This window comes from Leptothrix sp. (in: b-proteobacteria), from assembly GCF_965250675.1.
Lineage (GTDB): Bacteria > Pseudomonadota > Gammaproteobacteria > Burkholderiales > Burkholderiaceae_C > Sphaerotilus.
Window position 1 is genome coordinate 1 of record NZ_CBDFPH010000002.1, and the last position, 22,441, is coordinate 22,441.

Consider the following 22,441-nt stretch of genomic DNA (forward strand, 5'->3'; position numbering starts at 1 on the left):
CAAGGACGGCAACAAGAAGGAAAACGGCATCTCCGGCACCCAGGGCGCGACCTGGCCGGGTGACCTGTGGAAGACCGGCGGCGCCACCACCTGGCTGGGCGGCACCTACGACTCCCGCACGGGCCTGGCCTACTTCGGCACCGGCAACCCCGCACCGTGGAACAGCCACCTGCGCAAGGGCGACAACCTGTTCAGCTGCTCGACGGTCGCCATCGACATCAAGACCGGCAAGATCGTCTGGAACTACCAGAACACCCCGAACGACGCCTGGGACTTTGACGGTGCCAACGAGTTCGTCACCTACGACGAAGGCGGCAAGGTGCTCGGCGGCAAGGCCGACCGCAACGGCTTCTTCTACGTCAACGACGCCAAGACCGGCAAGCTGGTCAACGCCTTCCCCTTCGTCAAGAAGATCACCTGGGCCACGGGCATCGACCTGAAGACCGGCCGTCCGAACTTCGTGCCCGAGAACCGCCCGGGCGACCCGAGCACCGGTGCAGACGGCAAGAAGGGCAGCTCGGTCTTCTCGGCGCCCAGCTTCCTGGGCGGCAAGAACCAGATGCCGATGGCCTACAGCCCCGACACCAAGCTGTTCTACGTGCCCGCCAACGAATGGGGCATGGAGATCTGGAACGAGCCGATCACCTACAAGAAGGGCGGCGCCTACCTGGGTGCAGGCTTCACGATCAAGACACTCAACGACGGCCCCATCGGCGCCATGCGCGCGATCGACCCGAAGACCGGCAAGATCGTCTGGGAAGCGCCCAACAACGCGCCGCTGTGGGGTGGCGTGCTGACCACCGGCGGCAACCTGGTGTTCTGGGGCACGCCGGAGGGCTATCTGCAGGCCGCGGACGCCAAGACCGGCAAGATCGTCTGGAAGTTCCAGACCGGCTCGGGCGTCGTGGCACCGCCGGTGACCTGGCAGCAGGACGGCGAGCAGTACGTCTCGGTCGTCTCCGGCTGGGGCGGCGCCGTGCCGCTGTGGGGTGGTGACGTGGCCAAGAAGGTCAACTACCTTGAGCAGGGCGGCTCGGTCTGGGTCTTCAAGCTGGCGAAGTAAGCCGGTCGCGCGCTTCAGTCTCGACGGAGGCGCAAAGTCGAAGGGCTCCCCACGGGGAGCCCTTTTTCGTGGCGGCCAGCGTCAAACCCTGGTCACTCCGCCGCCAGCTCCCGGCAGCGCCGGTAGATGGTGTTGCGGCTGATGCCGAGTTGGCGCGCGGCGGCGGAGATGTTGCCCTGATGCGCGGCCAGCGCGGCCTGAATGGTGCGGCGCTCCATGTCGCGCATGGAGGCGAGAGGCTGTTCGGGCGCCGCCGGATCGGCTTGCGTCACCGCTGAGGGCGCGGCGGGTTCTGCCGCGACGACCTCCTCGCCCTGCGACTCCGGCCTGGCGGCTTGCCAGCCCGCCATGTCGACCGGCTCGGGGGCCATGACGCCATCAAACCGCACCGCCACCGGCAGGCCGCCGGGCGTCTGCATTTCGGCCAGCCCGGTGCGGGTCTGGCGGCTGAAGAGGCGGCTCGGGTCGCGGTCGAACAGGTCGCGGAAACACTGGCCGATGAGTTGCAGGCGCGGCGTGCTGAGCCAGCGGGCAGCGGCGCGGTTGGCGCCCGTCACCAGCCCGTCGGGCGTGATGCTGAGGAGGGCTTCCAGCGCGGTGCCGACCAGCTCGGGCCGGGGATGGAAGCGCACCAGCATCTGGTCGGGCCGGGCCACGAACAGGCTGTTTTCGATGGCGAGCGCGGCGTCCACCGTGAGCGAGTAGATGTCGAAGCCCGGCACGTTGTCGTAGAAGGTGACGTCGAGCGCGGCCAGCCGCTCGCCCACCGGGCTGTCAATGGGTGCGGCAATGCAGAAGAACGGCCGCAGGTTGGCGCAGAAGTGTGCCGCGCGGCCGACCAGATAGGGCACGCCTTCGGTCAGCGCGATCGACGGTGCGGTGGTGCCCACGCAGCGCTCGGCCAGGTTGATGCCGATGCGGGTGGAGGTGAGCAAGGCGCCGGGCGCCTGGGTTTCGTCGCACAGGCGGTCGATGACGCTGCCGCGCGGGTTGCACAGCAGCACCGCGCCGCCGGTGCCGCGCAGCGAGGCGGCCAGACGCTCGGTCTCGGGCCGGGCGCTGCGCACCAGCGCGCCGTAGCGGTCGCCCAGCTCGGCCAGTTGCGAGCGGGCGATGGGCTCGAAGTGCACACGGTCGGCCTCGTTGAGGCCGGCATCCTGGCAGCGCTGCCAGGAGCGCACCAGCGGAGTCTCGTCGTCCTGTGGAGGGATCCACGGCGTGACGCGGTAATGGCTGCGCACGGTCTGCAGGCGGTTCTGGAACTCGGGCAAAAACATGGGCAGTCTCGGGGCAGGTGTTCACGGGTGCAACAACGCCGCCCCGCAGCGCAGGCCGGCGACGCACTTTAGGCAGGCGGGAGCGCCCTGGCGCCTAGGGAATACACCAGACCCATTGCCAGCGGGCGCAGGCGTGACTCACGATGCAGGCTGCCCACTCCCCCATTCCACCCCCATTCAAAGAAGGAGACACCCCATGCCGAAGCTTCATCTGATCGCCGCATGCGCCGCCCTGGCCCTGGGCGCAGGCGCCCTGCAGGCCCAGAGCCTGGACGCGCTCAGGAACGACGCGGCCACGCCCGGCGACGTGCTCACCTACGGCATGGGCTACAACAACCAGCGCTACAGCCCGCTCAAGCAGATCCATGCCGGCAACGCCGACAAGATCCAGCCGCTGTGGAGCTACAGCCTGAACAACCCGCAGGGCCAGGAGTCACAGCCGATCGTGCATGAGGGCGTGATGTATGTGACCACGCACAACACCACGGTGGCGCTCAACCCGCTGACCGGCAGGCAGCTGTGGAAGCAGGAGATCGAGCTGCCGCAGGACGTCTTCAAGATGGCCTGCTGCGGCATCCTCAACCGCGGCGCGGCGGTGTTTGACGGCAAGCTCTACCGCAGCACGCTGGATGCGCATGTGATCGCGCTGGACCTCAAGACCGGCAAGCAGCTCTGGCGTGTCAAGGCTGCCGACTACCAGAACGGCCAGGCCATGACTGCCGCGCCGCTGATCGCCAACGGCGTGGTCATGACCGGCATTGCCGGCGGCGAATACGGCACGCGCGGCTTCATCGACGGCTGGGACCCGCAGACCGGCAAGCAGCTCTGGCGCATGTACACCACCGCCGCCCCGGGTGAAAAGGGCGGCGACACCTGGCCGGGCGACACCGCGATGAAGGGCGGCGCGCCCACCTGGCTGACCGGCGCCTACGACCCCGAACTCGACCTGGTCTACTGGGGCACCGGCAACGGCGGCCCGTGGAACGCCGAGGCACGCAAGGGCGACAACCTCTACATCAACACCGTGCTGGCCTTCCGGCCCAGGACCGGCGAGCTGGTCTGGCACTACCAGTTCAGCCCCAATGACCTGTACGACTACGACGCCACCGAGGTCGGCATGCTGGTCGACCTGAAGGTGGACGGCCAGAACCGCAAGGTGCTGGCGCAGGCCAACCGCAACGGCTTCTTCTACGTGCTGGACCGCGCCAGCGGCAAGCTGCTGGCGGCCAACCCCTACGTCAAGGTCAACTGGGCCGACAAGATCGACATGGCCACCGGCCGCCCGGTGGAGAGCGACGTGTCCCGCCGCGCCCGCGCGGGCGAGGACGTGATGGTCTGGCCCTCGGTGGTGGGCGGCAAGAACTGGTCGCCGATGTCCTGGAACCCTGCCACCGGCCTGGCCTACGCCAACACCCTCAACGTCAGCTGGCCCTACCAGCTGGCCAAGCCCGAGTACAAGAAGGGCGAGTGGTATCTGGGCGTGAACTTCCGCGGCGTCGACTTCCCCAAGGACCAGCCGCACGGCCACCTGAGCGCCATCGACCCGATGACCGGCAAGAGCCAGTGGCAGCTGCCCTGGCCCGGCCAGCCCAGCATGGCCGGCACGCTCTCGACCGCCAGCGGGCTGGTGTTCACGGGCGCGGCCACCGGCGAATTCATGGCCGTGGACGCCCGCAACGGCAAGAAGCTGTGGGAGTTCCAGACCGGCTCCGGGATCATCGGCCTGCCGGTGGCCTGGGAACACCAGGGCAAGCAGTACGTCACGGTGCTGTCGGGCGCCGGCGGCGTGTGGGCGCTGTTGGGCGACGAGCGCATGTCGCAGGTACCGGCGGGCGGCTCGGTCTGGACCTTCGGGATCAAATGAGCCGGGGCCGCATGCTCATGAGGGCGGCGCGGGCCGGGCTGGCTGCGGCAGGTCTGGCCGGCGCCGCAGCACTGTGCGGCGCCCAGGCGCAGCCCACCGTAGCCGTGCCGCCCGTCTTTGCCACGCCGACGCCCGAGCGCGTCGAGCAGGGCCGCGAGCAGTACCACCGCACCTGCGCCCAGTGCCACGGCCGCAACATGGTCAATTCCGGCACCACGGTCTATGACCTGAGGCGCTTTCCGGTCGATCAGCCCGAGCGCTTCTGGCAGTCGGTCATGCAGGGCAAGGGCAATATGCCGTCGTTCAAGGAGGCGATCACGTCAGAGCAGATCGACCTGCTGTGGTCCTACATCGCCACGCGCGGTGGCAAGGAGTATTGAGGTGGCGCTGCGTCACATCGTGCTGGCTGTCGCGCTGATCGGCGCAGCGAATGGGGCCGCCGCACAGGCCGAACCACCCACCCGCGCCCTCACGGTCTGCATGGCCGAGGACAACGCGCCGCTGTCCTACCTGGTGCGCGCGAGTGGCCAGCGGCAGCTGCGCGGCCTGGACGTGCGCGTGGCGCAGGCCGTGGCCGCCGAGCTGGGCCGCGCGCTGGCGCTGCTGCCCTTCGAGTCCGAGTACGAGAAGGAAAGCACGCTGGCCCATGAGGTCAACGCGCTGCTGTCCGCGCAGGTGTGCGATCTGGTCAGCGGCTTCCCGCTGCTGGCGGGCGACCTGGGGCCGCCCAGCCGCGCCAGTTCACGCACGCCCGACTACCCCGGCGCCAGGCGCAAACGCGACCGGCCTTACGTGACGCTCACCCCGCTGGCCGCCAGCGTGCCCTACCAGGCAGCCGCGCTGGGCGTGGCGCTGCGCCCGGGCAGCGCGCTGGTCGAGACCTTGGCCGACCTGCAGACGCGGCGCGTCGGCGCGGTAGCCGGCACCATGGCCGGTGCGGTGACGCTGGGCTACCGCCAGGGCCTGCTGCGGTCGGGCGTGGTGTCGCTGGGCCAGCGGGAGGATGCGCTCGGCGCACTCGCCACCGGCCGCATCGACGCCCTGCTGCTGCCGCTGACGCAGTTCGACGCCTGGCGCCTGAGCCACCCGGACACCGCGCTGACGCTGGCGGCGGTGCGTCGCCCGCTCGGCGTCAATCTGGGCTGGGTGATGCGGGCCGATGACGAGGCGCTGCGCGTCACCGTCAACCGCGTGATCGAGCGCAGCCGCAACGACGGCCAGCTGGCCCGCTGGGCCACCGAGGAAGGCGTGACCTGGCAAGTCCCGCGCGAACCGGCGGTGTCCGGCGGGCTGGTGTTCAATGACCTGCTGGTCGATTGACCTGCTTCAGCCTTCGGCCCTGCTTTTCATCCTTTGGAGACGACATGATCAAGGTCAGCGTGATGTACCCCAACACCCCCGGCGCCCGGTTCGACCACGACTACTACCGCGACACGCACCTGCCGCTGCTCAAGGCCCGCATGGGCGAGCACTGCCTGTCGTACACCATCGACCGGGGCCTGGCGGGCGGCGCGCCCGGCACCTCGGCCACCTACGTGGGCATGTGCCACATCTTCTGTGACTCGGTCGAGTCGTTCCAGGCCAGCTTCGGGCCGCACGCCAAGGAGATCATGGGCGATATTCCCAACTACACCGATCTGGCGCCAGTGATCCAGATCAGCGAAGTGGTGGTGGGCTGACGCCAGATCGGTCCGGCAGATCACACCGGATCAGTACGCCCAGTCCAGCACCACGCTATAGAGCCAAGCGCTGCGATGGCCGTTGGGCAGGGGGCTTTCCAGGAACAGGCCGCCGCGGCCATCGGTGCGCGGTGTGACGTGATCGACCTGGGCCTTGAGCGCCAGGCCGCGCGCCATGTCCCAGCGCGTGCCGACGCCCAGCGTGGTCTGGCCTGATTCGCGCAGCGCCTGCAGGAACGGCTGCACGACGCTGGCGTCCACCGCCCCCGAGAAACGGGTTTCGGTGCCGGGGTTCAGGCCGCGCAGTTGCGCCAGCGTGACGTAGCCCAGCCAGGGGCCCCAGCTGTGGCCCACGGTCAGGTAGGCGCCGGTGCTGCCGGGCAAGGCGCGGTTGGAGGAGCGCAGCTGGGCGACTTCGGCCATCACCAGCCAGGGGGCAGCTTCGTAGCGCACGCCAGCCGAGTAGAAATGCAGCGGGTCGATGCGGCGGAAGTCGTAGTCCTGCGCCGCCACCGGGTTGCCGCCCAGCGCCGGCTCGGACAGCAGCGCGAGCGCCTGGGCCACGCCAGACGCAGGGTCCAGTTCGATGCGCGTACGGGCGCGTGCCACCATGGCGTGCCAGGTCCAGCGCGTGTCGCTCAGGCGCAGGCTGAGGCCGGTGAGCGGCTCGTGGTTGACCGAGAAACTGCCACGGTCCTCGCGGTGGCGGGCGTGGTACAGGTCGACCATCAGGGTTTCATCACCCAGCGGCAGGCGGCGGCGCAGCCACAGGCCGTCGAGCGAATCGACGTTGCCCAGCAGGCCGTAGACCTCGTGCGGCGCCCGCACCCACGGCTGCGACAGGCCGACCATGCGCTGATCGGACACCAAGTACAGCGGCGACATGTAGCGCCCGAGCTTGACCTCCCACTGAGGCGTGATCTGCCAGTTGGCGTAGGCCCATTGCGTGTCGACGCCGAACCCGCCCTTGTTCTGGCGCCGCAGCAGGCCTTGCCAGGTCAGGCCCAGGTCCGGGCTGATCTGGGCGGCCACCTGCAGGCCGAGGCGGCTGTCGTAGGCACCCGTCCACTCCGGGCCGATGCCGGAGGTCGACGTGGCCTCCGAGCGCAGATGGGCGCCCGCAATGCTCAGACGCGAAACACCGAGGGTGCCGAAGGTGTTGACCTGCACGCGGCCGTCCCACCACGACGCGGGGGCCTCAACCTCCTGCGCCTGGCCCGTCAGGCTGAAAACGCAGGCAGCGGCACCCAGCCATTGGCGTGTGTGTGTGTTCATGGTGTTCATCGGACATCCAGCACCATCAGCACCTTGACGCCGCGCAGTTCCTGCCCGACGGCCGAGACATAGGCGATGGTGTTGGTGTCGCTGCGCAATTGATTGATCACGGCGGCGCTGTCCATCTGCGGTGGCGGCCGGCCCGCGCCGCTGAAGACCATGCGCGACCAGTAGGCGTGCATCTGCACCGCGCTGCGGCCGACCAGCGTCTGGTAGAACTGCTCGCGCAGGACCGCGTCCGCCGAGTCGATCACCTGCACGGCGCTGCCGTCGGCCAGCGTGGTGCGGGTGCGCATGAACAGGGCGGCGAGTTCGCCACGCGTCATGAAGGCATTGCGGAAATCGGGGTGCACCACCACCTGGATCGACCGGGGGACGGTGGCCGATGAGGGCGTCTGTGCCTGGGCGAGCCCGCCGCCCAGCAGCAGGCTGGCCAGCAGCGGCCAGGCGGTCAGGCGCAACAAGGTGTGAAGAACCTGCATGTCAGTAAGCCCAATCGAGCACCAGGCTGTAGAGCCAGGCGGCGCGGTTGCCGTTGGGGAGCTTGTATTGCCCGAGCGGGTCGAGGAACAAGCCGCCACGGCCCTCCACACGAGGCAGGATGTGATCGACCTGCGCCTTGAGCGCCAGCCCGGTGGCCATGTCCCAGCGCAGGCCGGTGCTGAGCGTGGTCTGACCGGCTTCGCGTGCCGGTTGCAGGAACAGCTCGGCCACGGCGGCGGCGGGTGAACCCGGCGTCAGGCGCGTCTCACTGCCCGGACTGCGCCCGCGCAGGTGTGCCACCGTCACGTAACCCAGCCACGGCCCCCAGTTGCGGCCCACGGTCAGGTAGGCGCCGGTGCTGCCGGGCACGGCCTTGGTGTCGGAGCGGCCATGGGCCAGCTCGGCCATCACCAGCCACGGGTCGGACTCGTAGCGCAGGCCGAACGACAGAAAGTGGATCGGGTCCAGGTTGCGCAGGTCGTAGGCGGTGGCCGCGGCCGGGTCACCGCCCAGCGCCGGGTTGGCGATGACCGCCAGCAGCGGCTCGACCGCATCGAAGCGGAGGTGCGTGCGCGAGCGGGCCGCCATGCCGTGCCAGGTCCAGTGGGCGTCGCGCAGGCTCAGGCTCAGGCCGGTGAGCTGGCGGTGGTTGACCGAGAAGGTGTCGCGCTTGTCGTCGTGGCGGGCGCTGTAGAAGTCGACCATCAGCGTGTCCTCGCCCAGCGGCACGCGGCGGCGCAGCCAGAGGCCGTCGAGCGAGTCGACGTTGCCCAGCAGGCCATAGACCTCCAGCGGCGCCCGCACCCACGGCTGCGCCAGCCCGACCAGGCGCTGGTCCGACACCAGATAGAGCGGCGACATGTAGCGCCCGAGCTTGACCTCCCACTCCGGCGTGGGCCGCCAGTCGGCATAGGCCCAGTTGGTGTCGAGACCGAAGTCACCGTCGCCGTTGCGCCGCAGCATGACCTGCCAGGTCAGGTCCAGCTCCGGGTTGATGCGGGCGGCGGCCTGCAGGCCGCCGCGGCTGTCGTAGGCGCCGGTCCATTCGGAGCCGATGCCGCTGGTGGCCGTGGCGTCACCGCGTACCTGCACGCCCGACAGGTTGAGCCGGGCCACGCCCAGCGTGCCGAAGGTGTTGAGCTGCACGTGCTCGCGGACCCAGGTGGAGGCCGCGCCATCGAACGGTTCGTCCGACTGGGCCAGGCTGAGGGTGCTGAACAACCAGGCGGCCACGCCCAGCAGCAGGCGGTTTGCAAAGGTCATGAAACGGGGGTATCCGGTGAAAGATCCGTCGGCAGGAGCAAGGCCGCCGCGCCGGGCTGCGCGATGTCTGCGGCAGGGGCCTCCAGCGGCAGCAGCAGCCGCACGAGCGTGCCCTGCCCCGGCTCGCTGCGGATCTCGATGCGGCCGTGCAGCAGGCCCATCACGATGTTGTGCACGATGTGCATGCCCAGACCGCTGCCGCCCTGGCCCAGTCGGGTGGTGAAGAAGGGGTCGAACACGCGCTTGAGCGTGGCCGCGCTCATGCCGCAGCCGTTGTCGCTGAACTCGATGCACGCGGTCTCGGCGTCGTGCAGGCGGCTGCTGATGCGCATGGTGCCGGGCTGGTCGGGCGCAAAGGCGTGCAGCGCAGCGTTGGTGTAGAGATTGGTCAGCACCTGGCCGAGCGGGCCGGGATAGCTGTGCAGGCGCACGCCGGGCGCCAGATCGGTCTCGACGCACAGCGGCCGGTGCTTGATGCCGGGCGAGAGCGTGGCCAGCACGTCGTTGATGGTCTGCGCCAGATCGAAGTGCCGCCGCTGCGAGCTGGTCTGGTCGATGGCGACGTGCTTGAAGCTGGTGATCAGCTCGCTGGCCTTGAGCAGGTTGCGCTTGAGCAGCTCGGCCGCCTCGGCGCTGTCGGCCAGGAACTGCTCGAGCGTCTGGCGCTGCAGCCGGATGCGCGCCTGGGCCTCGAACTCGCGCGCCTTGTGGCTGTAGCCGGTGGCCACCGTCAGCGCGTTGCCGATGGGCGTGTTCAGCTCGTGCGCGACTGCGGCCACCAGCGCGCCCAGGCTGGCCAGCTTTTCCGACTGCACCAAGCCGTCCTGCAGCCGGCGCAGATCGACCAGGGTCTGCTCCAGGTGGCGGTTGGCCTCGCTCAGCTCGGTGGTGCGCTGCACGACACGGGCCTCCAGTTCCTCGTTGAGCTGGCGCACGCTGGCCTGGCTTTGCTCCAGCGCCAGGATGCGGCTGCGCACGGCGTCGGCCATGGTGTTGAGCTCATGGCCGAGCAGCGTCAGCTCGTCGCGACCAGTGGTGGGCGCGCGGCTGTCGTAAGCGCCGCGCGAGAGGCCGCACACCCGCGTCGGTCAGCGCCCGCAGGCGGCCGCCCAGCCGGCCGAGCAACCAGCCCAGCAGCAGCGTCAGCACCGCCAGCACGCTGGCGTAGGCCAGCAGGTTCTGCTTGAAGAGGCGCTCGGCGGCCTCGCGCAGCAGGCTCGACGACAGGCCGTAGCGCAGCCGCCCCACATGCTGGTCGCCCAGCAAGATGCCCTGCTGCAGATGCAGCACGCCGCGCTGCCAGGCGTGGCCGGCGTTCAGGTCGGCGTCAACGGGTGGCAGCGGCTCGGGCACGGCGTCGGTGCGGGCCAGTTCACGGCCCTGCTCGTCGAGCAGCACCAGGTAGATCAGGCCCTCGCTCTCGGGCGAGATCAGCTCCTGCAGGTAGGGGCGGATGTTGGCCAGCGCCTCGGGCGTGGCGGTGTGCGGCGCCATGGCCAGGTTGAGGGTCTGGGCGATCTGGCGCGCGTTGGCGCGGCTGCTCTCCAGCGTGGCCTGCTCCAGCACACGCTGGGTGTTGAGCGTGACGAGCGCAAAGATGGCGCTCACCAGCAGCAGCGCGCCCGCGCCGATGCGAAAGCGCAGGGTGTGCCAGAGCGCAGGCTCACGCAGGCGATGCGGCATGCGCGGCGTCCTGGCTTCAGCCCGGCAGGCGGGGCGAGGCGCCGCGAGCCGCTTCGTGGGCGATCAGCCAGTCGCACAGCGCGTCCAGCGCCATGGGCCGGGCGTGCAGGTAGCCCTGGGCGGCGTTGCAGCCCAGGCTCTGCAGGAAGGCTTCCTGGTCGGGCGTCTCGACGCCCTCGGCCAGCACCTCCAGCCCCAGCATGGCGCCCAGGCTGACGATGGTGCGGGCGATGTCCTCGCCGCGCCGGCTGCGGCCGATCTCGTGCACGAAGCTGCGGTCGATCTTGAGCTGGTCGATCGGCATGTGCTGCAGGTAGGCCAGCGACGAGAAGCCGGTGCCGAAATCATCCAGCGCCACGCGCATGCCGAGGGCGCGCACCTCGCGCAGGCGCGGCAGCAGGGTGTCGATCTCCTGCATGGCGAGCGATTCGGTCAGCTCGATCTCCAGCTGCTGCGGCGCCACGCCGTGGCGCTCGGCCGCGTGCAGCAGCTGGGTCAGCAGCGTGCCGTCGCGCCACTGCGCCGGCGACACGTTGATGGCCATGCGCAGGCGCTGGCCGGTGCGGCGCTGGATTTCGGCCAGCTGGCGGCAGGCCTCGTCCATCACCCAGGCGCCCAGCGGCAGGATCAGGCCGGAGCTTTCGGCAATCGGAATGAACTCGTCCGGCCCGACCGGCGCGCCGCCGGTCGACGGCCAGCGCAGCAGCGCCTCCACGCCCAGCACCGCGCCATCGGTCATGCGCAGCTGCGGCTGCAGCGCCAGCTCGAACTCGCTGCCCTGCAGCGCCGAATACAGCGCGCGCAGCATGGCGGCGCGGCGCATTGCGTGGCTGCCCATGTCGGGCTCGTAGACCGTGTAGCCCTGGCGCTGCTCGCGCTTGGCACATTTGAGCGCGGTGTAGGCCGCGGCAATCAGGTTGGCGGCCGGGCCGGGCGCGTCGCTGGCCAGCGCCAGGCCGGCGCTCACGGTCAGGCGGATCGGCAGGCCGTCGGCATTGAACTCCGCTGCGCACAACTGCGCGAGCAGATCGGCGCCCAAGTAGCGGCGCGGCCCGTGCAGCGCAAACACATCGGCGCCGATGCGCACCGGCAGCACCGGCAGGTCAACCACCAGCGCCGACAGGCGCTGCGCCAGGTCGCGCAGCAGCGCGTCGCTGCCGGCGGGGCCCAGGGTCTCGACGTGGGTGTTGAAGTCGTCGACGTCGATCATCAGCAGTGCTGACGCATCAGCAGATTGCTCCAGCGCCGCCGCGCTCAGGCGCTGCAGCAGGCGCAGGCGGCTGGGCAGGTCGGTGAGGCTGTCGACATAGGCCGCGCGCTGCAGCTGCTCCAGCAGGCTCAGGTTGTCGGAGCACAGCGCGATGTTCTCGGTGAAGATCTCCAGCAGCTCGCGCAGGGCCGGGTCGACCTCGCCGGGCGTATCGATGAACACCGCCATCTGATGGCGCTGGCTGTTGCAGTAGAGCGCGCAGCCGAAGGCGCTGTAGAGGTTGCGCCGCTCGGACAGCGCGATGCTGATCTGCTGGCGCACCATGCCCGGCTGGATGGTGTCGGCCGACTGGTTGAGCAGCTCGGCATAGGGCCCGGTCGCGGCCACCACCTGCAGCATCGGCCCGTGCAGCACGGTGTGGGAACGTCCCATGGCCGAGTGGCTGATGACCACCAGCCCGCGCTCGGGCGTCAGGCCCAGAAAGCTGCCGAGCTGGGTCAGCACGCCGCCGGCAAAGCGCTGCAGGCCGTCGCTGCTGAGCAGGTCGCGCGTGGCGTGGATGATCTGCGTCAGGCCGCGCCGACTGGCTTCGATGCGGCGGATCTGCTCGAAGCCGCGCAGCGCGCTGATCAGCGACGTCACCAGTCGCGTCTGCGTCAGCTCGCTCTTGGTGCGGTAGTCGTTGATGTCGTAGCGCGAGATCACGTCCAGCTCGGGCGCATAGCCCGGCTGGCCGGTGCGCAGGATGATGCGCACGCCCTGCAGGTTCAGGTCCTGGCGGATGACCTGCACCAGGTGCAGGCCGGCGTCGGGCTGCTCCATCACCACGTCGAGCAGGATCACGGCGTAGTCGACCGATCCCATCAGCATCTCGCGCGCCTGGGCCGCGCTGTAGGCGCTGTGCAACTCGATGGCGCGCCCCAGCAGCTGCTGGCCACGCAGCACGAAGCGGGTGGCTGAATGCACTTCGGGGTCATCGTCCACGATCAGCACATGCCACACCGGCTGGGCCGGCAGCGCGTCGTCGTCGTCGTGGATCAGGATCAGGTCGTCGTTGTCACTGGAATTCATGCTGGGGCAACGGAAGTCGGGCTACCCGGCTCCGTGCGGGCGGTCAGGGTGACACGCGTACGGAAGGACCTGGTGTTTTTTTAAGATGTAAAGAATTTAGCACGCGCCCTTGCCCTCCAGCCTTGACGAACCTGAACTCGTGGGGGCTGAAGCCCCGCGCTTAGGTGCCACCCTTGGCCAGCCCGAGCCGCTCGACGGTGCGTTTCTCGGCCGCATAGGCCTCGCGCAGCGCGCGGCCGTAGTCATCAGGCCCGAGGTAGTCCAGCTCTTGGTCGTATTTCTGCAGCTCGGCCACATGCGCCGGGTCGTTCATGGCGTGCTTGAAGGCGTCATGCAGCACGCGCACCACCGCCGGGTTCATGCCGCGCGGGCCGACCAGACCGTAAGGCGAGGTCGCGACGATGCCGAAGCCCAGTTCCTTGAGCGTCGGCACCTGCGGCCAGCGGCGGGTGCGCTGCTCGCCGAAGGTGACCAGCAGGCGCAGCCGGCCGTTGTCGACAAAAGGCGCAAACCCATTGGAGTTGACGCCCACCATCACCTGGCCGGACGACACCGCCAGCATCTGGTCGGCCGTGCCCTTGTAGGGCACGTGCACATAGCTCAGGCCGCGCCGGGCCATCAGCTCGTCCATCACCACGTGGGGCGTGGTGCCCACGCCGTTGGTGGCCACGGTCAACTCGCCCGGGTGAGCGCGGGCGTAGGCGAACAGGTCGTCCAGGCTGCGCCACGGGCTGGACGCCGGCACCAGCACGCCGAAGGTCACACCGGTGAGCTGGAGGATGGGCGTGGTGTCACGGATCGGGTCCCACAGCACCCGCTGCAGATGCGGCGCACGCAGCGCCGGCTGCGGCAGCTGGGCCAGGGTGTAGCCATCGGGCGACGCCTGCTGCAGCACCGGCATGGCCAGCGTGCCGCCCGCGCCGGCACGGTTCTCGATGTTGATGCGCTGGCCCAGTTGCCGCCCGGCCAGTTCGGCCAGCAGGCGCAGCGTCAGGTCGGTGGCGCCACCGGCCGGCCACGGCACCCAGAGCGTGATCGGGCGCTGCGGAAATCCGCCCACATCGCCAGATGGGCCGGGTTGTGCCCAGCCCGTCGCCGGCAGCAGTGCAGCGGCCAGCGCGGTCAGCGCATGCCGTCGATTCATCATTGCCATGAGGTGAGTTCCATCTTGATCATGCCGCCCATCAGAAAGGCGGAGTTGGCCGGCTCGTCGCGCTCCAGCCGCACCAGGCCAACGCCGGCGCAATACCACTCGCGCGTGGTCAGCGGCATGTCGCGCCAGCCCTGCACCGGGTCGGCGAACAGGCGAACGGTCGCGCTGCCCTTGACGCGCAGGCAGTCGGCGAACTTGCCGGCCGGGGTTTCGACCGCCTGCCCGACGGCCTCGATCACGTAATTCATCGGAATGTCCGGGTGGCTGTGGCGAATCTCGGGCGGGAATTCGGCCCGCCGCCGCAGCAGATAGGCGGTGGTGCCGGCCTGCCAGGTGGTGCCCGCCACCAAGGGCAGCTTGAGCACGAAGCGCGGCGCGGCGTCGGGCTTGGGCGCCTCTTGCACGTCGGTCTTGGTGGCGACGCGGTAGATGCCGCTGGCGTCGCTGCGCAGCCAGTAGTCGATGCCGGTTTCGCTGCGCCGCCGCCAGGCTTTCTGGCCGTCGGCCAAGCTGTCTTCGCCCAGGGCGCTGAGCACCAGCGTCTCCCGCTCGCGGGTGTTGTCGCTCCACTCGCTGGTGAGCTGATAGGTCCAGCGGTGGCCGGCGTCGAGCGGAAAGTAGGACGCCGCTGGCGAGCGATCGCCGCAACCGGCCAGCAGGGCCGCGCCGGACAGCAGCAGGGTGAGCGTGATGCGGCTCATTTTTCAGGCAGCTGCGGCGTGGGCAGGTCACGGATCTTGACGACCTGCTCGTCGTTGCCCGGCCGCAGCCAGTTCAGGCCCTTGCGGCCGGCCTTGGGCTCGGCGGTGCCCATCTGCGTCACGCCCTGGCGGGCCTTCTTGATGCCTTCGTTGAGCAGCGCGTGCAGGTCCTTGGCATACGGCAGCTTGTAGGCGCGCGGGGCGCGGCCGGGCTTGCCGTCTTCGAGCACCTGCAGCCAGACGTAGAGCGCGCCCGAGGTCTTGGTGGTCGGCTCCTCGATCACGGCGGCCAGCAGCACGAACTTCTCGGGCAGCGCGTCGGTGCTCGGCCAGCCCCACATCTGGTGCACCGCCTCGTCGGCCCAGAAATAGAACACCGCCACGCCCAGCACCAGCAGCGTCTTGAGCCACGCCGGCCAGTGCGACCACAACAGCGCCAGCACGGCCAACGCCGCCAGCACCACAAAACTGATCACGATCGCCAAGGTCATGGTTCTTTTCTTTCCGGATGAAGTTCAGAGCCGCTGCACCAGCGTCTTGGGCAGCGTGTTGATCTGGCCGACGCTGCCGTCGGGCAGCACGGTGAAGCGCACGGCGGTGGCCTCGTCGCCCTTGCGCGCCAGGGTGGCGGTGCCGTAGTAGGAGACCTCAGCACGCGGGTTGACCTTGACGACCGACACCGTGACCTCGACCGGCTGGCCGTCCTTACTGTCGTAGTAGTGCGCGTTGACGGTGTACTCGCCCGGCGCGATGCCGCGCAGCGTCACCACCTCCTGGTTGAGCGGGTTCACCAGCTGGCGGCCGTTGACGATCAGGGTGTCGTTGGCCAGGCCGCGGTCGTCGCGGTCGAGGTGCATCAGGCCGGCCTCGCGGGCGCGGAACCAGATCAGGTTGCCGCCCGGGTCCTGCACCCAGGTGTCGACGTCGTTGGGATTCATGTCCGGCCACGACAGCGTGATGATGAACTCGGCCTTGGCCGGAATGTCGCCCGTCTTGAGCGCCTTCGGGTTCATCGCCAGCAGCGCGATGATGAAACAGAAGACGAAGGCGATCAGCATGTTGAACAACATGTCGTAGAACGGATCGACCTCGGCCTCGGGGCCGCGCCTTCTGCGGGAACGGGCCATGTCAGTCGATTCGGCGCGGGTTCAGCGTCAGGCCGTGGCGCTGGCAGTCGGCCACCAACGCGTCGGCGTAGCGGTCCAGCCGCGTCAGCTGCAGCCCCAGCAGGATGTTGCCGACCAGCCCGACCATGGTCGTCAGCAGCGCCACGCCCAGCCCCGAGGTCAGGCTGCGCAGCAGGTCCTGCGACTGCGTGGCGTCGAAGCTCTGCAGCTGGCCGATCTGGATGGCCAGCATCGAGAAGCCGATCACCTTGCCCAGCAGCCCGAGCTTGAGCTGGATGCCGTTGACCCACCAGGCGGTCTGGTGCGGCGCGGTGGCGGCTTCGAGCAGCAGGTCGAGCGGCGCGCCGGTATCGGCCGGCTGGGCGGCCGTGGCACGCCAGTAATCCGCCGCCCAGCCTTGGGCCGCCACGCTGCCCGGACCGGCGCGCCGGCCCTGCTCCATCCAGCGGCGTTGCTGCTGCAACTGGCGCGAGCGGTTGCCGCACCAGAGCGTGGCCCCGGCAAAGATCACCATGATCACCAGCGTCAGCCCGGTCGGGTCGGAACTCAGCAGCAAGGCCCACACGCCGCGCACGCCCAGCAGCCAGGTCGCAAACACCAGCAGGCCGCCGAGGGTGAGCCATTCCAGCCAGATTGGCTCGGGCAAGGCGGCCCGGCCTGTCTCGCCACCCTCGCCTGCCGCCGGCTGGCCGATGCGCCGCAAGCTCGTCAACAGCGCCTTCATGCCGGCCCCCCACGCTTGGTCAGCGCACCAAAACCACGCTGCGGGTCATAGCCCCAGCTCGCCAGCGTGAAGCACAGCGCCAGCGTGGCCAGCACCACATACGGGGCCATGCCCGGGTCCTTGTCGTAGAGCGAAAAACGCAGCCACTCGACCGCGTGCGTGAAGGGGTTGAAGCGGGCGATCTGGTAGACCCAGGCGGCGCCCGACTCCTCCAGCTTCCACAACGGGTAGAGCGCGGTGGACATGAAGTACATCGGGAAGATCACGAAATTCATGGTGCCGGCAAAGTTCTCCAGTTGCTTGATATGCACCGACAGCAGCAGGCCCAACGCGCCCAGCATCAGCGCCGCGCTGACCGCCGCCAGCAGCACGTGCGGCAGGTGCCAGGGCGTGGCGCCCCACAGCGGCAGCTCGGTGCCCAGCGCCCAGGCGATCACCACAAAGGCCAGCGCCTGGCCGAGCGACAGCACGGCGGTGGCCACCAGCTTGCTCAGCAGGATCCACGGCCGCGGCAGCGGCGCGGTCAGCAGCAGGCGCATCAGGCCCATCTCGCGGTCGTAGACCATCGCCAGGCTGCTCTGCATGCCGTTGAACAGCAGCACCATGCCGATCAGGCCGGGCGCGATGTAGACGTCGTAGGGGATGTAGGTGTCGTAGGGCTCGGCGATCGCCACGCCGAAGACGTTGCGGAAACCGGCCGCGAACACCGCCAGCCACAGCAGCGGGCGGACGAGGGCCGACACCAGCCGGCCGGTCTGGCGCATGAACTTGGCCAGCTCGCGCCCGACGATGGCGCGCATGGCCTGCAGATAGTGACCGGCGCTCATCGTGATTTGCAGAGTTTCTCGGGCGCGTCGGCGCCGAGCGTATCGAGGTTGTTCCTGGGGTGCAGCACGCCCTCGGCCGGGGCTGCGCCGCCGATGACACCCACGCCGTCGGTCAGCAGCAGCGGCTGGCGCAACTGGCCGTCCCAGGGCCGGAAGGCCATCGGCACGCCCTTGGAGCCGTCCACCTCGCCTTCCAGCAAAGCCTTGTGCACGGCGGCCAGCGGGCCTTTGGGCGCCTCGATCACCGCGCCCGCAATCGCCTTGCCGCCCATCCAGGCCGACCAGTCGTGCGCGCTCATCGGCCGCTGGGCCGACTTGGTGAAGCGGCGCGACACCTGCGGCGCGCCGTAGCGCTCGTACTGCGGCTGCCAGGCCAGCGCGGTCAGGCCACCATCGCCCACCACCGGGCGCGGCCACACGGTGCGGTAGGGCAGCGTGCGGGCGAGTTCGCCGTCGCTGTCGACCACCCAGACCACGTCGTAGCTGCCCTGGGTGAGCAGCAGCGGGTTGGCCAGGTCGCGCTCGCGCGGGTCGCCCGAGAGCTTGAAGGGCTTGGTGCCCACCACCTTGAGCCCGTAGCGCTTGAGCGCTGCCTGCGCGGTGGCGGCGCGGGCGGCGTCGGCCGGCGTCGGCCCGGTCAGCACCAGCACCTGGCTCCACTTACGCGCCACCAGCGCCTGCGCCAGTGCGTCGGCGCGCATGCGCTCGCTGGGGATCAGGTGCAGCAGGCGCGGCCGGCAGTCGCGCTCGCGCAGGCGGTCGCTGGCGTCGCCCAGGTTGAGCACCGGCAGCTTGACGGCGTCGGCCGCCGCCAGCGTCAGGTCGGCGGGCAGGTCGGTCAGCACGAAGGCGGCACCACCCTTCTCGGCTTTTTGCGCAGCGGATTTCACCGCCTCGGCATTGGCGACGTTGACCACTTCCAGCGTCAGGCTGGCGCCCGAGGCCTCCAGCTCCAGCCGCGCTTCCTTGAGCGCCGACTGCACCGCATCGGCGGCCGGGCCGGTCGGGTGGCCCAGGTAGGCCCGCTCGACGCGGGTGCGGTCCAGGCGAGGGTCGTCTTCCAGCGCCAGCAGCACGGCCTTGAAGGCGGCGGCATGCGCCACCGGGCCGCCGAAAGCACCCAGCCCGGCCACCGCGGCCAGGGCCAGCGCCATCCCGTGTCGACGCGGGCGGGTCATCACTCGACCACCACCACGCTGTGCGGCACGCGGCCCACGCCCACCGTCTTGACGGCCTTGGCCGCCGCCACGTCGATCAGCGTCACGTCGTCGGACAGGCCGTTGACCACCAGCAGGCGGTCCTGCGCCTTGTTCAGGCCCAGGCCCCAGGCCCGCTTGCCGGCCAGCACCAGGTCGGTGGTCTTGCGGGTGGCGACGTCGACAAACGCCACATGGTTGGCCTTGCCCAGGCCGACGAAGGCGCGCTTGCCGTCGGCCGTCATGGTGATGCCCACCGGCGTGATGTCCGCCGCACGCGCGCCCTTGACGGTGAACTTGATGGTGTCGAGCACCGTGTGGTCCTTGGTGGAGATCACCGACACGCTGGCCGCGAGTTCGTTGGTCACCCACAGCTGCGTGCCGTCGGGCGTGATGGCGAATCGGCGCGGGCGCTTGCCGACCTTGATGTTCTTGACTGTCTTGCCGCTGGCGATATCGATGACGTGCACCAGGCTGGCCACCTCGGAGGTCACGTAGACCGTCTTGCCGTCCGGGCTGACCTTGACGCCCTCGGGCTCCTTGCCCACCTCGATGGCCTTGGTGCGCTTGTTGGTGGCGATGTCGACCACGCCCAGCTCGCCGTCTTCCTCGTTGCTGACGTAGAGCGTCTTGCCGTCGGGCGAGAGGTCGAAGATCTCCGGGTCTTCGCCCAGGCCGATCTTGCCGACCGACTTGCGCGTGGCCAGGTCGATCACGTCGGCCTGGCCCGAGTCGCCGCAGGCCACCATCAGCTGCTTGCCGTCCGGCGTGACCTGCATGTGGCGCGGGCGCTTGCAGGTGGCGACGGTGCCGGTCACGGCCTGCGTCTTCAGGTCCAGCAGCGTCAGCGTGTTGTCTTTTTCGCTGGAGATGAAGGCGGTCTGGGCCTGGGCGGCGGCGCCCAGCGCCATCAATGCAGCGGCAGCGATCAAGGCAGGGGCGAATGTCTTCATGGGAGTGTCTCCTTCGTTTTTCGGGGGGCTGGGGAATTCAGGCCGTCGCGCGGATGAAAGCGTCTTCGAGGTGGCGGCCGCCGAGTTGCTCGACCACCTGCGCCGGCGTGCCGTCGGCCAGCAGCCGTCCCTTGTGCAGCACCAGCACGCGGTCTGCGGCCTCAGCCTCTTCGACCAGGTGCGTGGCCCACAGCACGGTGCTGCGGCGCTGCGCCACGTCGGCCTGGATGGCGGCCAGCAGGTCGCGGCGGGATTTGGGGTCGAGGCCGACGGTCGGCTCGTCCATCAGCACCACCGCCGGCTGGTGCAGCAGGGCCCGCACCAGTTCGACCTTGCGGCGGTTGCCACCCGACAACTCGCGCACCGGCCGGGCCAGGTCGGCGCCGAGGCCCAGCGCGGCGCAGCCGGTGTGGATGCGCTCGGTGGCGGTGGCGCGCTTCATGCCGTGCAGGTCGGCGTGAAAACGCAGGTTGCGCTCGACCGACAGGTCCAGATCGAGCGACATCTGCTGGAACACCACGCCGATGCAGGCCAGCGCGGCCACCGCGTCATGGCGCAGTGAATGGCCGGCCACGCTGACCTCACCGGCGTCGGCCACGAACAAGCCGGTCAGCACCTGGAACAGCGTGGACTTGCCAGCGCCGTTGGGGCCGAGCAGCGCCACCGTCTGGCCGGCGGGCAACTCCAGGCTCAGGCTGTCGAGGGCAGTGCGTTCGCCGTAGCGTTTGGTCAGGGCCTGGAGGCTGAGCATGTCAAGGAACAAGATTGCATGGGAGCGGTTTGTAACCTGCAGACACCGATCACGCTGCCCCGTGTTTCCACTCAGACGCTTTTCACGGTGTACCTTGTCAAGGCACGCGATCAGACCTCGATCTCGCTGCGGTCGGCGGGCAACTCGATGCCCCAGGCTTCGAAGGCCTGGGGCGTCGGGCACTGCTGGCCGGGGCGATCGGGGTGGCACAGCAGCAGGCGGCGCCGGGCGGGGATCGCCTGCAGCAGATCCCATACGGCCGGCGCCTCGCCGGCCCGGGTGCCGGGCCCGGCGTCCAGGTCGCAGCCCACCAGCACGCAATCGGCCTCATCCATCCACTCCAGCGCCTCGGCGCCAGCGCCCGCCATGCCACCGGCAAAGTACAGGCGCTGGCCCGTGCTCAGGTCGCGCACCGCCAGCGCGATGGTCTCGCCCGTGACGGGTTCGGCATGCGCGGCATGCACCGCGTGCAGCGGACGCGGCCCGTCGGTGGCCACGGCGGTGAACTCCAGCCCGGGCTGACCTTCGACCCGGAACACCGCCGTGCGGCACTCGCCCGCCACCGGAATCACATGCCAGTGCACGCCGCAGTAGTTCTGCAGCACGGGCAGCACGGGCAGCGTGTGGGTCAGTTCCTCGAAGACCGCTGGCGTGGCGTAGAGGTGGATCGGCGCACCATCGCGCAGGCTCAGCAGGCCGGTGACGTGGTCCATCTGCGCATCGGTCAGCACCACCACGCGCACGGGTGCATCCACCAGCGCCGGGTGACGCAGCAGGCGTGCATCACTGGTGATCTGATCGGCCACGGCAGGCGAAATATTGAGCAGCGTCCAGTGATGCCCGTCGCCCGAAAGCGCTGCGGCGCCCGCCGTGCGGCTCGGCCCATGGGCGGCGCGCACGCTCTGCGGCAGCGGTACGGCCTCGTCGCCGCCCTTGAGCACGACCAGCTTCATGCGCGGCCCCCGGGCGTCAGCCGTGATGATGGGATGAACAAGATGCTTCCTCCTGGCGCTGGGTACGCGGTGTATTTGATGTCCGCATGTTTTTTGCAAGAGCTGTGCCGTGACTCACAACCGCTCCATTCATGACAGCCCGGCGCCGATGAAGCCTCAAAACCGAGGGCACACCCTCGGGTCGTTGCGGTGGCGCGCACTCTGTCGGGTGCGAACACTGCTCCAGGCTGGAGCAATCCTCAGCCTGCTGACCGTGACACCGGTTTTTTCAGCCCCGTTGCAACAAATTCACCCTGACGTCTGGTGGTTGCCCGGCATCGTCAACGCCAGTGGCGAGGCCGACGCGGCAAACCGTGGCCAGGTCTCCAACGTGCTGGTGGTGCGTGACGGCACAAAAATCTGGTTGCTGGGCAGCGGCCCGACCGCCCGGGCGGGACGTGAACTGGGTGAGCAGGTGCAGCGGCAACTCGGCCAGGCCGTCACCGATGTGATCGCCCCCTGGCCGCACCCGGAGCTGGTGCTGGGCCAGGCCGGGCTGGACGGTGCACGGCTGTGGGCCCATGCCGATGTGGCGCAAACCATGAGTCAGCGCTGCCCGCGCTGCGTCGAGCGCCTGTCGCAGCGGCTGGGCGACGCGGCGGCCGATCTGGGCCCGCAACCCATCCGCCTGCCGCAGCAACTCCTGCAAGGCGACAGCGGCCAGCTCGGCCCCTGGCGCTGGTGGCGGCTGTGGCGGGCGACGGATGCCAGCGGCGCCTCGGCGACCTTGGCCACGCCCGTGACGGTCTGGTGGCACGCGGCCAGCGGCCTCTTCAGCGCCCACGGCCTGCTGTGGGGCGATCAGGCGCCCGACCTGCGCGACACGCGCTGGGCCGATCTGCAGTCGGCCACCGAGCAGCTGGCGCAGATCAGCGCGCAACTCCATCACCCTGCCCCGCTGCGCTGGCTGCCCGAGCAAGGCCCGCTGCTGTCCGCCGACGCACCCGCGCTGCAACTGGCCTACGGCCAGGCGCTGGTGGCCGCAGTACGCCGGGCGCAGAACGAAGGCCGCGCGGAGACGGATGCGCCGCTGCCGCTGCCAGGCGTTCCGGCCGCGCAGCAAAGCGGCGTGCGCCACGCGCTGAACTGGCAGCGCCTGTGGCGCGAGCTGGAGCAGGAATGGTTCGATCAGCCGCCGCGCTGATCCGG

At 69.6% G+C, this 22,441-nt stretch carries 23 protein-coding genes; 6 read left to right on the plus strand and 17 right to left on the minus strand.

Annotation, left to right across the window (positions count from 1 at the left end; all coding sequences use genetic code 11):
- Positions 1 to 1,063 (plus strand): outer membrane protein assembly factor BamB family protein (locus AC5IG3_RS04145; RefSeq protein WP_491905045.1); only part of this gene is annotated, 1,063 nt, incomplete at its 5' end.
- 92 nt (positions 1,064 to 1,155) lie between these two features.
- On the opposite strand, the gene AC5IG3_RS04150 is transcribed toward AC5IG3_RS04145, so the two are convergent.
- A complete protein-coding gene (locus tag AC5IG3_RS04150; RefSeq protein WP_491905046.1) occupies positions 1,156 to 2,340 on the minus strand; it encodes a helix-turn-helix domain-containing protein in 1,185 nt (394 codons plus the stop codon).
- Between the two features lie 196 nt (positions 2,341 to 2,536).
- Between AC5IG3_RS04150 and AC5IG3_RS04155 the strand changes: the two genes are divergently transcribed.
- From AC5IG3_RS04155 to AC5IG3_RS04170, 4 genes are read left to right on the plus strand one after another with little or no spacing between them, the layout of a single operon-like run.
- The gene (locus AC5IG3_RS04155; RefSeq protein ID WP_491905047.1) at positions 2,537 to 4,204 is read left to right on the plus strand and encodes a PQQ-dependent dehydrogenase, methanol/ethanol family; all 1,668 of its coding nucleotides are present in this window, start codon (positions 2,537 to 2,539) and stop codon (positions 4,202 to 4,204) included.
- Positions 4,205 to 4,215: 11 nt separating this feature from the next.
- Positions 4,216 to 4,584: a c-type cytochrome gene (locus AC5IG3_RS04160; RefSeq protein ID WP_491905048.1), complete on the plus strand. Its 369-nt coding sequence runs from the start codon at positions 4,216 to 4,218 to the stop codon at positions 4,582 to 4,584.
- Between the two features lies 1 nt (position 4,585).
- Entirely contained in the window at positions 4,586 to 5,524 is a 939-nt protein-coding gene (locus AC5IG3_RS04165) for a substrate-binding periplasmic protein (protein WP_491905049.1), read from the plus strand.
- A gap of 44 nt (positions 5,525 to 5,568) precedes the next feature.
- Positions 5,569 to 5,883, plus strand: coding sequence for an EthD family reductase (locus AC5IG3_RS04170; protein WP_491905050.1), 315 nt, complete (start codon positions 5,569 to 5,571; stop codon positions 5,881 to 5,883).
- 30 nt (positions 5,884 to 5,913) lie between these two features.
- On the opposite strand, the gene AC5IG3_RS04175 is transcribed toward AC5IG3_RS04170, so the two are convergent.
- From AC5IG3_RS04175 to AC5IG3_RS04250, 16 genes are all read right to left on the minus strand, one after another.
- On the minus strand, positions 5,914 to 7,158 hold the full coding sequence (locus AC5IG3_RS04175; RefSeq protein WP_491905051.1) for a hypothetical protein: 1,245 nt from the start codon (positions 7,156 to 7,158) through the stop codon (positions 5,914 to 5,916).
- 5 nt (positions 7,159 to 7,163) lie between these two features.
- Positions 7,164 to 7,640, minus strand: a complete 477-nt coding sequence (locus AC5IG3_RS04180; protein WP_491905052.1) for a hypothetical protein — start codon at positions 7,638 to 7,640, stop codon at positions 7,164 to 7,166.
- 1 nt (position 7,641) lies between these two features.
- Positions 7,642 to 8,904, minus strand: coding sequence for a hypothetical protein (locus tag AC5IG3_RS04185; protein ID WP_491905053.1), 1,263 nt, complete (start codon positions 8,902 to 8,904; stop codon positions 7,642 to 7,644).
- The gene (locus AC5IG3_RS04190) at positions 8,901 to 9,983 is read right to left on the minus strand and encodes an ATP-binding protein (RefSeq protein ID WP_491905054.1); all 1,083 of its coding nucleotides are present in this window, start codon (positions 9,981 to 9,983) and stop codon (positions 8,901 to 8,903) included. Before AC5IG3_RS04190 ends, AC5IG3_RS04185 begins: the two co-directional genes overlap by 4 nt.
- Positions 9,904 to 10,587: a hypothetical protein gene (locus tag AC5IG3_RS04195; RefSeq protein WP_491905055.1), complete on the minus strand. Its 684-nt coding sequence runs from the start codon at positions 10,585 to 10,587 to the stop codon at positions 9,904 to 9,906. The genes AC5IG3_RS04190 and AC5IG3_RS04195 overlap by 80 nt, the downstream gene beginning before the upstream one ends.
- A 16-nt stretch (positions 10,588 to 10,603) precedes the next feature.
- A complete protein-coding gene (locus tag AC5IG3_RS04200; protein ID WP_491905056.1) occupies positions 10,604 to 12,868 on the minus strand; it encodes an EAL domain-containing response regulator in 2,265 nt (754 codons plus the stop codon).
- Positions 12,869 to 13,028: 160 nt separating this feature from the next.
- Entirely contained in the window at positions 13,029 to 14,021 is a 993-nt protein-coding gene (locus AC5IG3_RS04205) for a tripartite tricarboxylate transporter substrate binding protein (RefSeq protein WP_491905057.1), read from the minus strand.
- Positions 14,012 to 14,722: a cupin domain-containing protein gene (locus tag AC5IG3_RS04210; protein WP_491905058.1), complete on the minus strand. Its 711-nt coding sequence runs from the start codon at positions 14,720 to 14,722 to the stop codon at positions 14,012 to 14,014. Before AC5IG3_RS04210 ends, AC5IG3_RS04205 begins: the two co-directional genes overlap by 10 nt.
- Positions 14,719 to 15,213, minus strand: coding sequence for a hypothetical protein (locus AC5IG3_RS04215; RefSeq protein ID WP_491905059.1), 495 nt, complete (start codon positions 15,211 to 15,213; stop codon positions 14,719 to 14,721). Before AC5IG3_RS04215 ends, AC5IG3_RS04210 begins: the two co-directional genes overlap by 4 nt.
- 24 nt (positions 15,214 to 15,237) lie before the next feature.
- Entirely contained in the window at positions 15,238 to 15,849 is a 612-nt protein-coding gene (locus AC5IG3_RS04220) for a hypothetical protein (RefSeq protein WP_491905060.1), read from the minus strand.
- A 1-nt stretch (position 15,850) separates the two neighbouring features.
- On the minus strand, positions 15,851 to 16,573 hold the full coding sequence (locus AC5IG3_RS04225) for a hypothetical protein (RefSeq protein WP_491905061.1): 723 nt from the start codon (positions 16,571 to 16,573) through the stop codon (positions 15,851 to 15,853).
- On the minus strand, positions 16,570 to 17,400 hold the full coding sequence (locus AC5IG3_RS04230) for an ABC transporter permease (protein ID WP_491905062.1): 831 nt from the start codon (positions 17,398 to 17,400) through the stop codon (positions 16,570 to 16,572). The genes AC5IG3_RS04225 and AC5IG3_RS04230 overlap by 4 nt, the downstream gene beginning before the upstream one ends.
- On the minus strand, positions 17,397 to 18,578 hold the full coding sequence (locus tag AC5IG3_RS04235; protein WP_491905063.1) for an ABC transporter substrate-binding protein: 1,182 nt from the start codon (positions 18,576 to 18,578) through the stop codon (positions 17,397 to 17,399). The genes AC5IG3_RS04230 and AC5IG3_RS04235 overlap by 4 nt, the downstream gene beginning before the upstream one ends.
- A complete protein-coding gene (locus AC5IG3_RS04240; RefSeq protein WP_491905064.1) occupies positions 18,578 to 19,549 on the minus strand; it encodes a PQQ-dependent catabolism-associated beta-propeller protein in 972 nt (323 codons plus the stop codon). Before AC5IG3_RS04240 ends, AC5IG3_RS04235 begins: the two co-directional genes overlap by 1 nt.
- Before the next feature lie 37 nt (positions 19,550 to 19,586).
- Entirely contained in the window at positions 19,587 to 20,300 is a 714-nt protein-coding gene (locus tag AC5IG3_RS04245) for an ATP-binding cassette domain-containing protein (protein WP_491905065.1), read from the minus strand.
- Positions 20,301 to 20,410: 110 nt separating this feature from the next.
- Positions 20,411 to 21,253, minus strand: a complete 843-nt coding sequence (locus AC5IG3_RS04250; protein ID WP_491905066.1) for an MBL fold metallo-hydrolase — start codon at positions 21,251 to 21,253, stop codon at positions 20,411 to 20,413.
- A 277-nt stretch (positions 21,254 to 21,530) separates the two neighbouring features.
- Between AC5IG3_RS04250 and AC5IG3_RS04255 the strand changes: the two genes are divergently transcribed.
- Positions 21,531 to 22,436, plus strand: coding sequence for an MBL fold metallo-hydrolase (locus tag AC5IG3_RS04255; protein WP_491905067.1), 906 nt, complete (start codon positions 21,531 to 21,533; stop codon positions 22,434 to 22,436).
- Positions 22,437 to 22,441 lie beyond the last annotated feature (5 nt).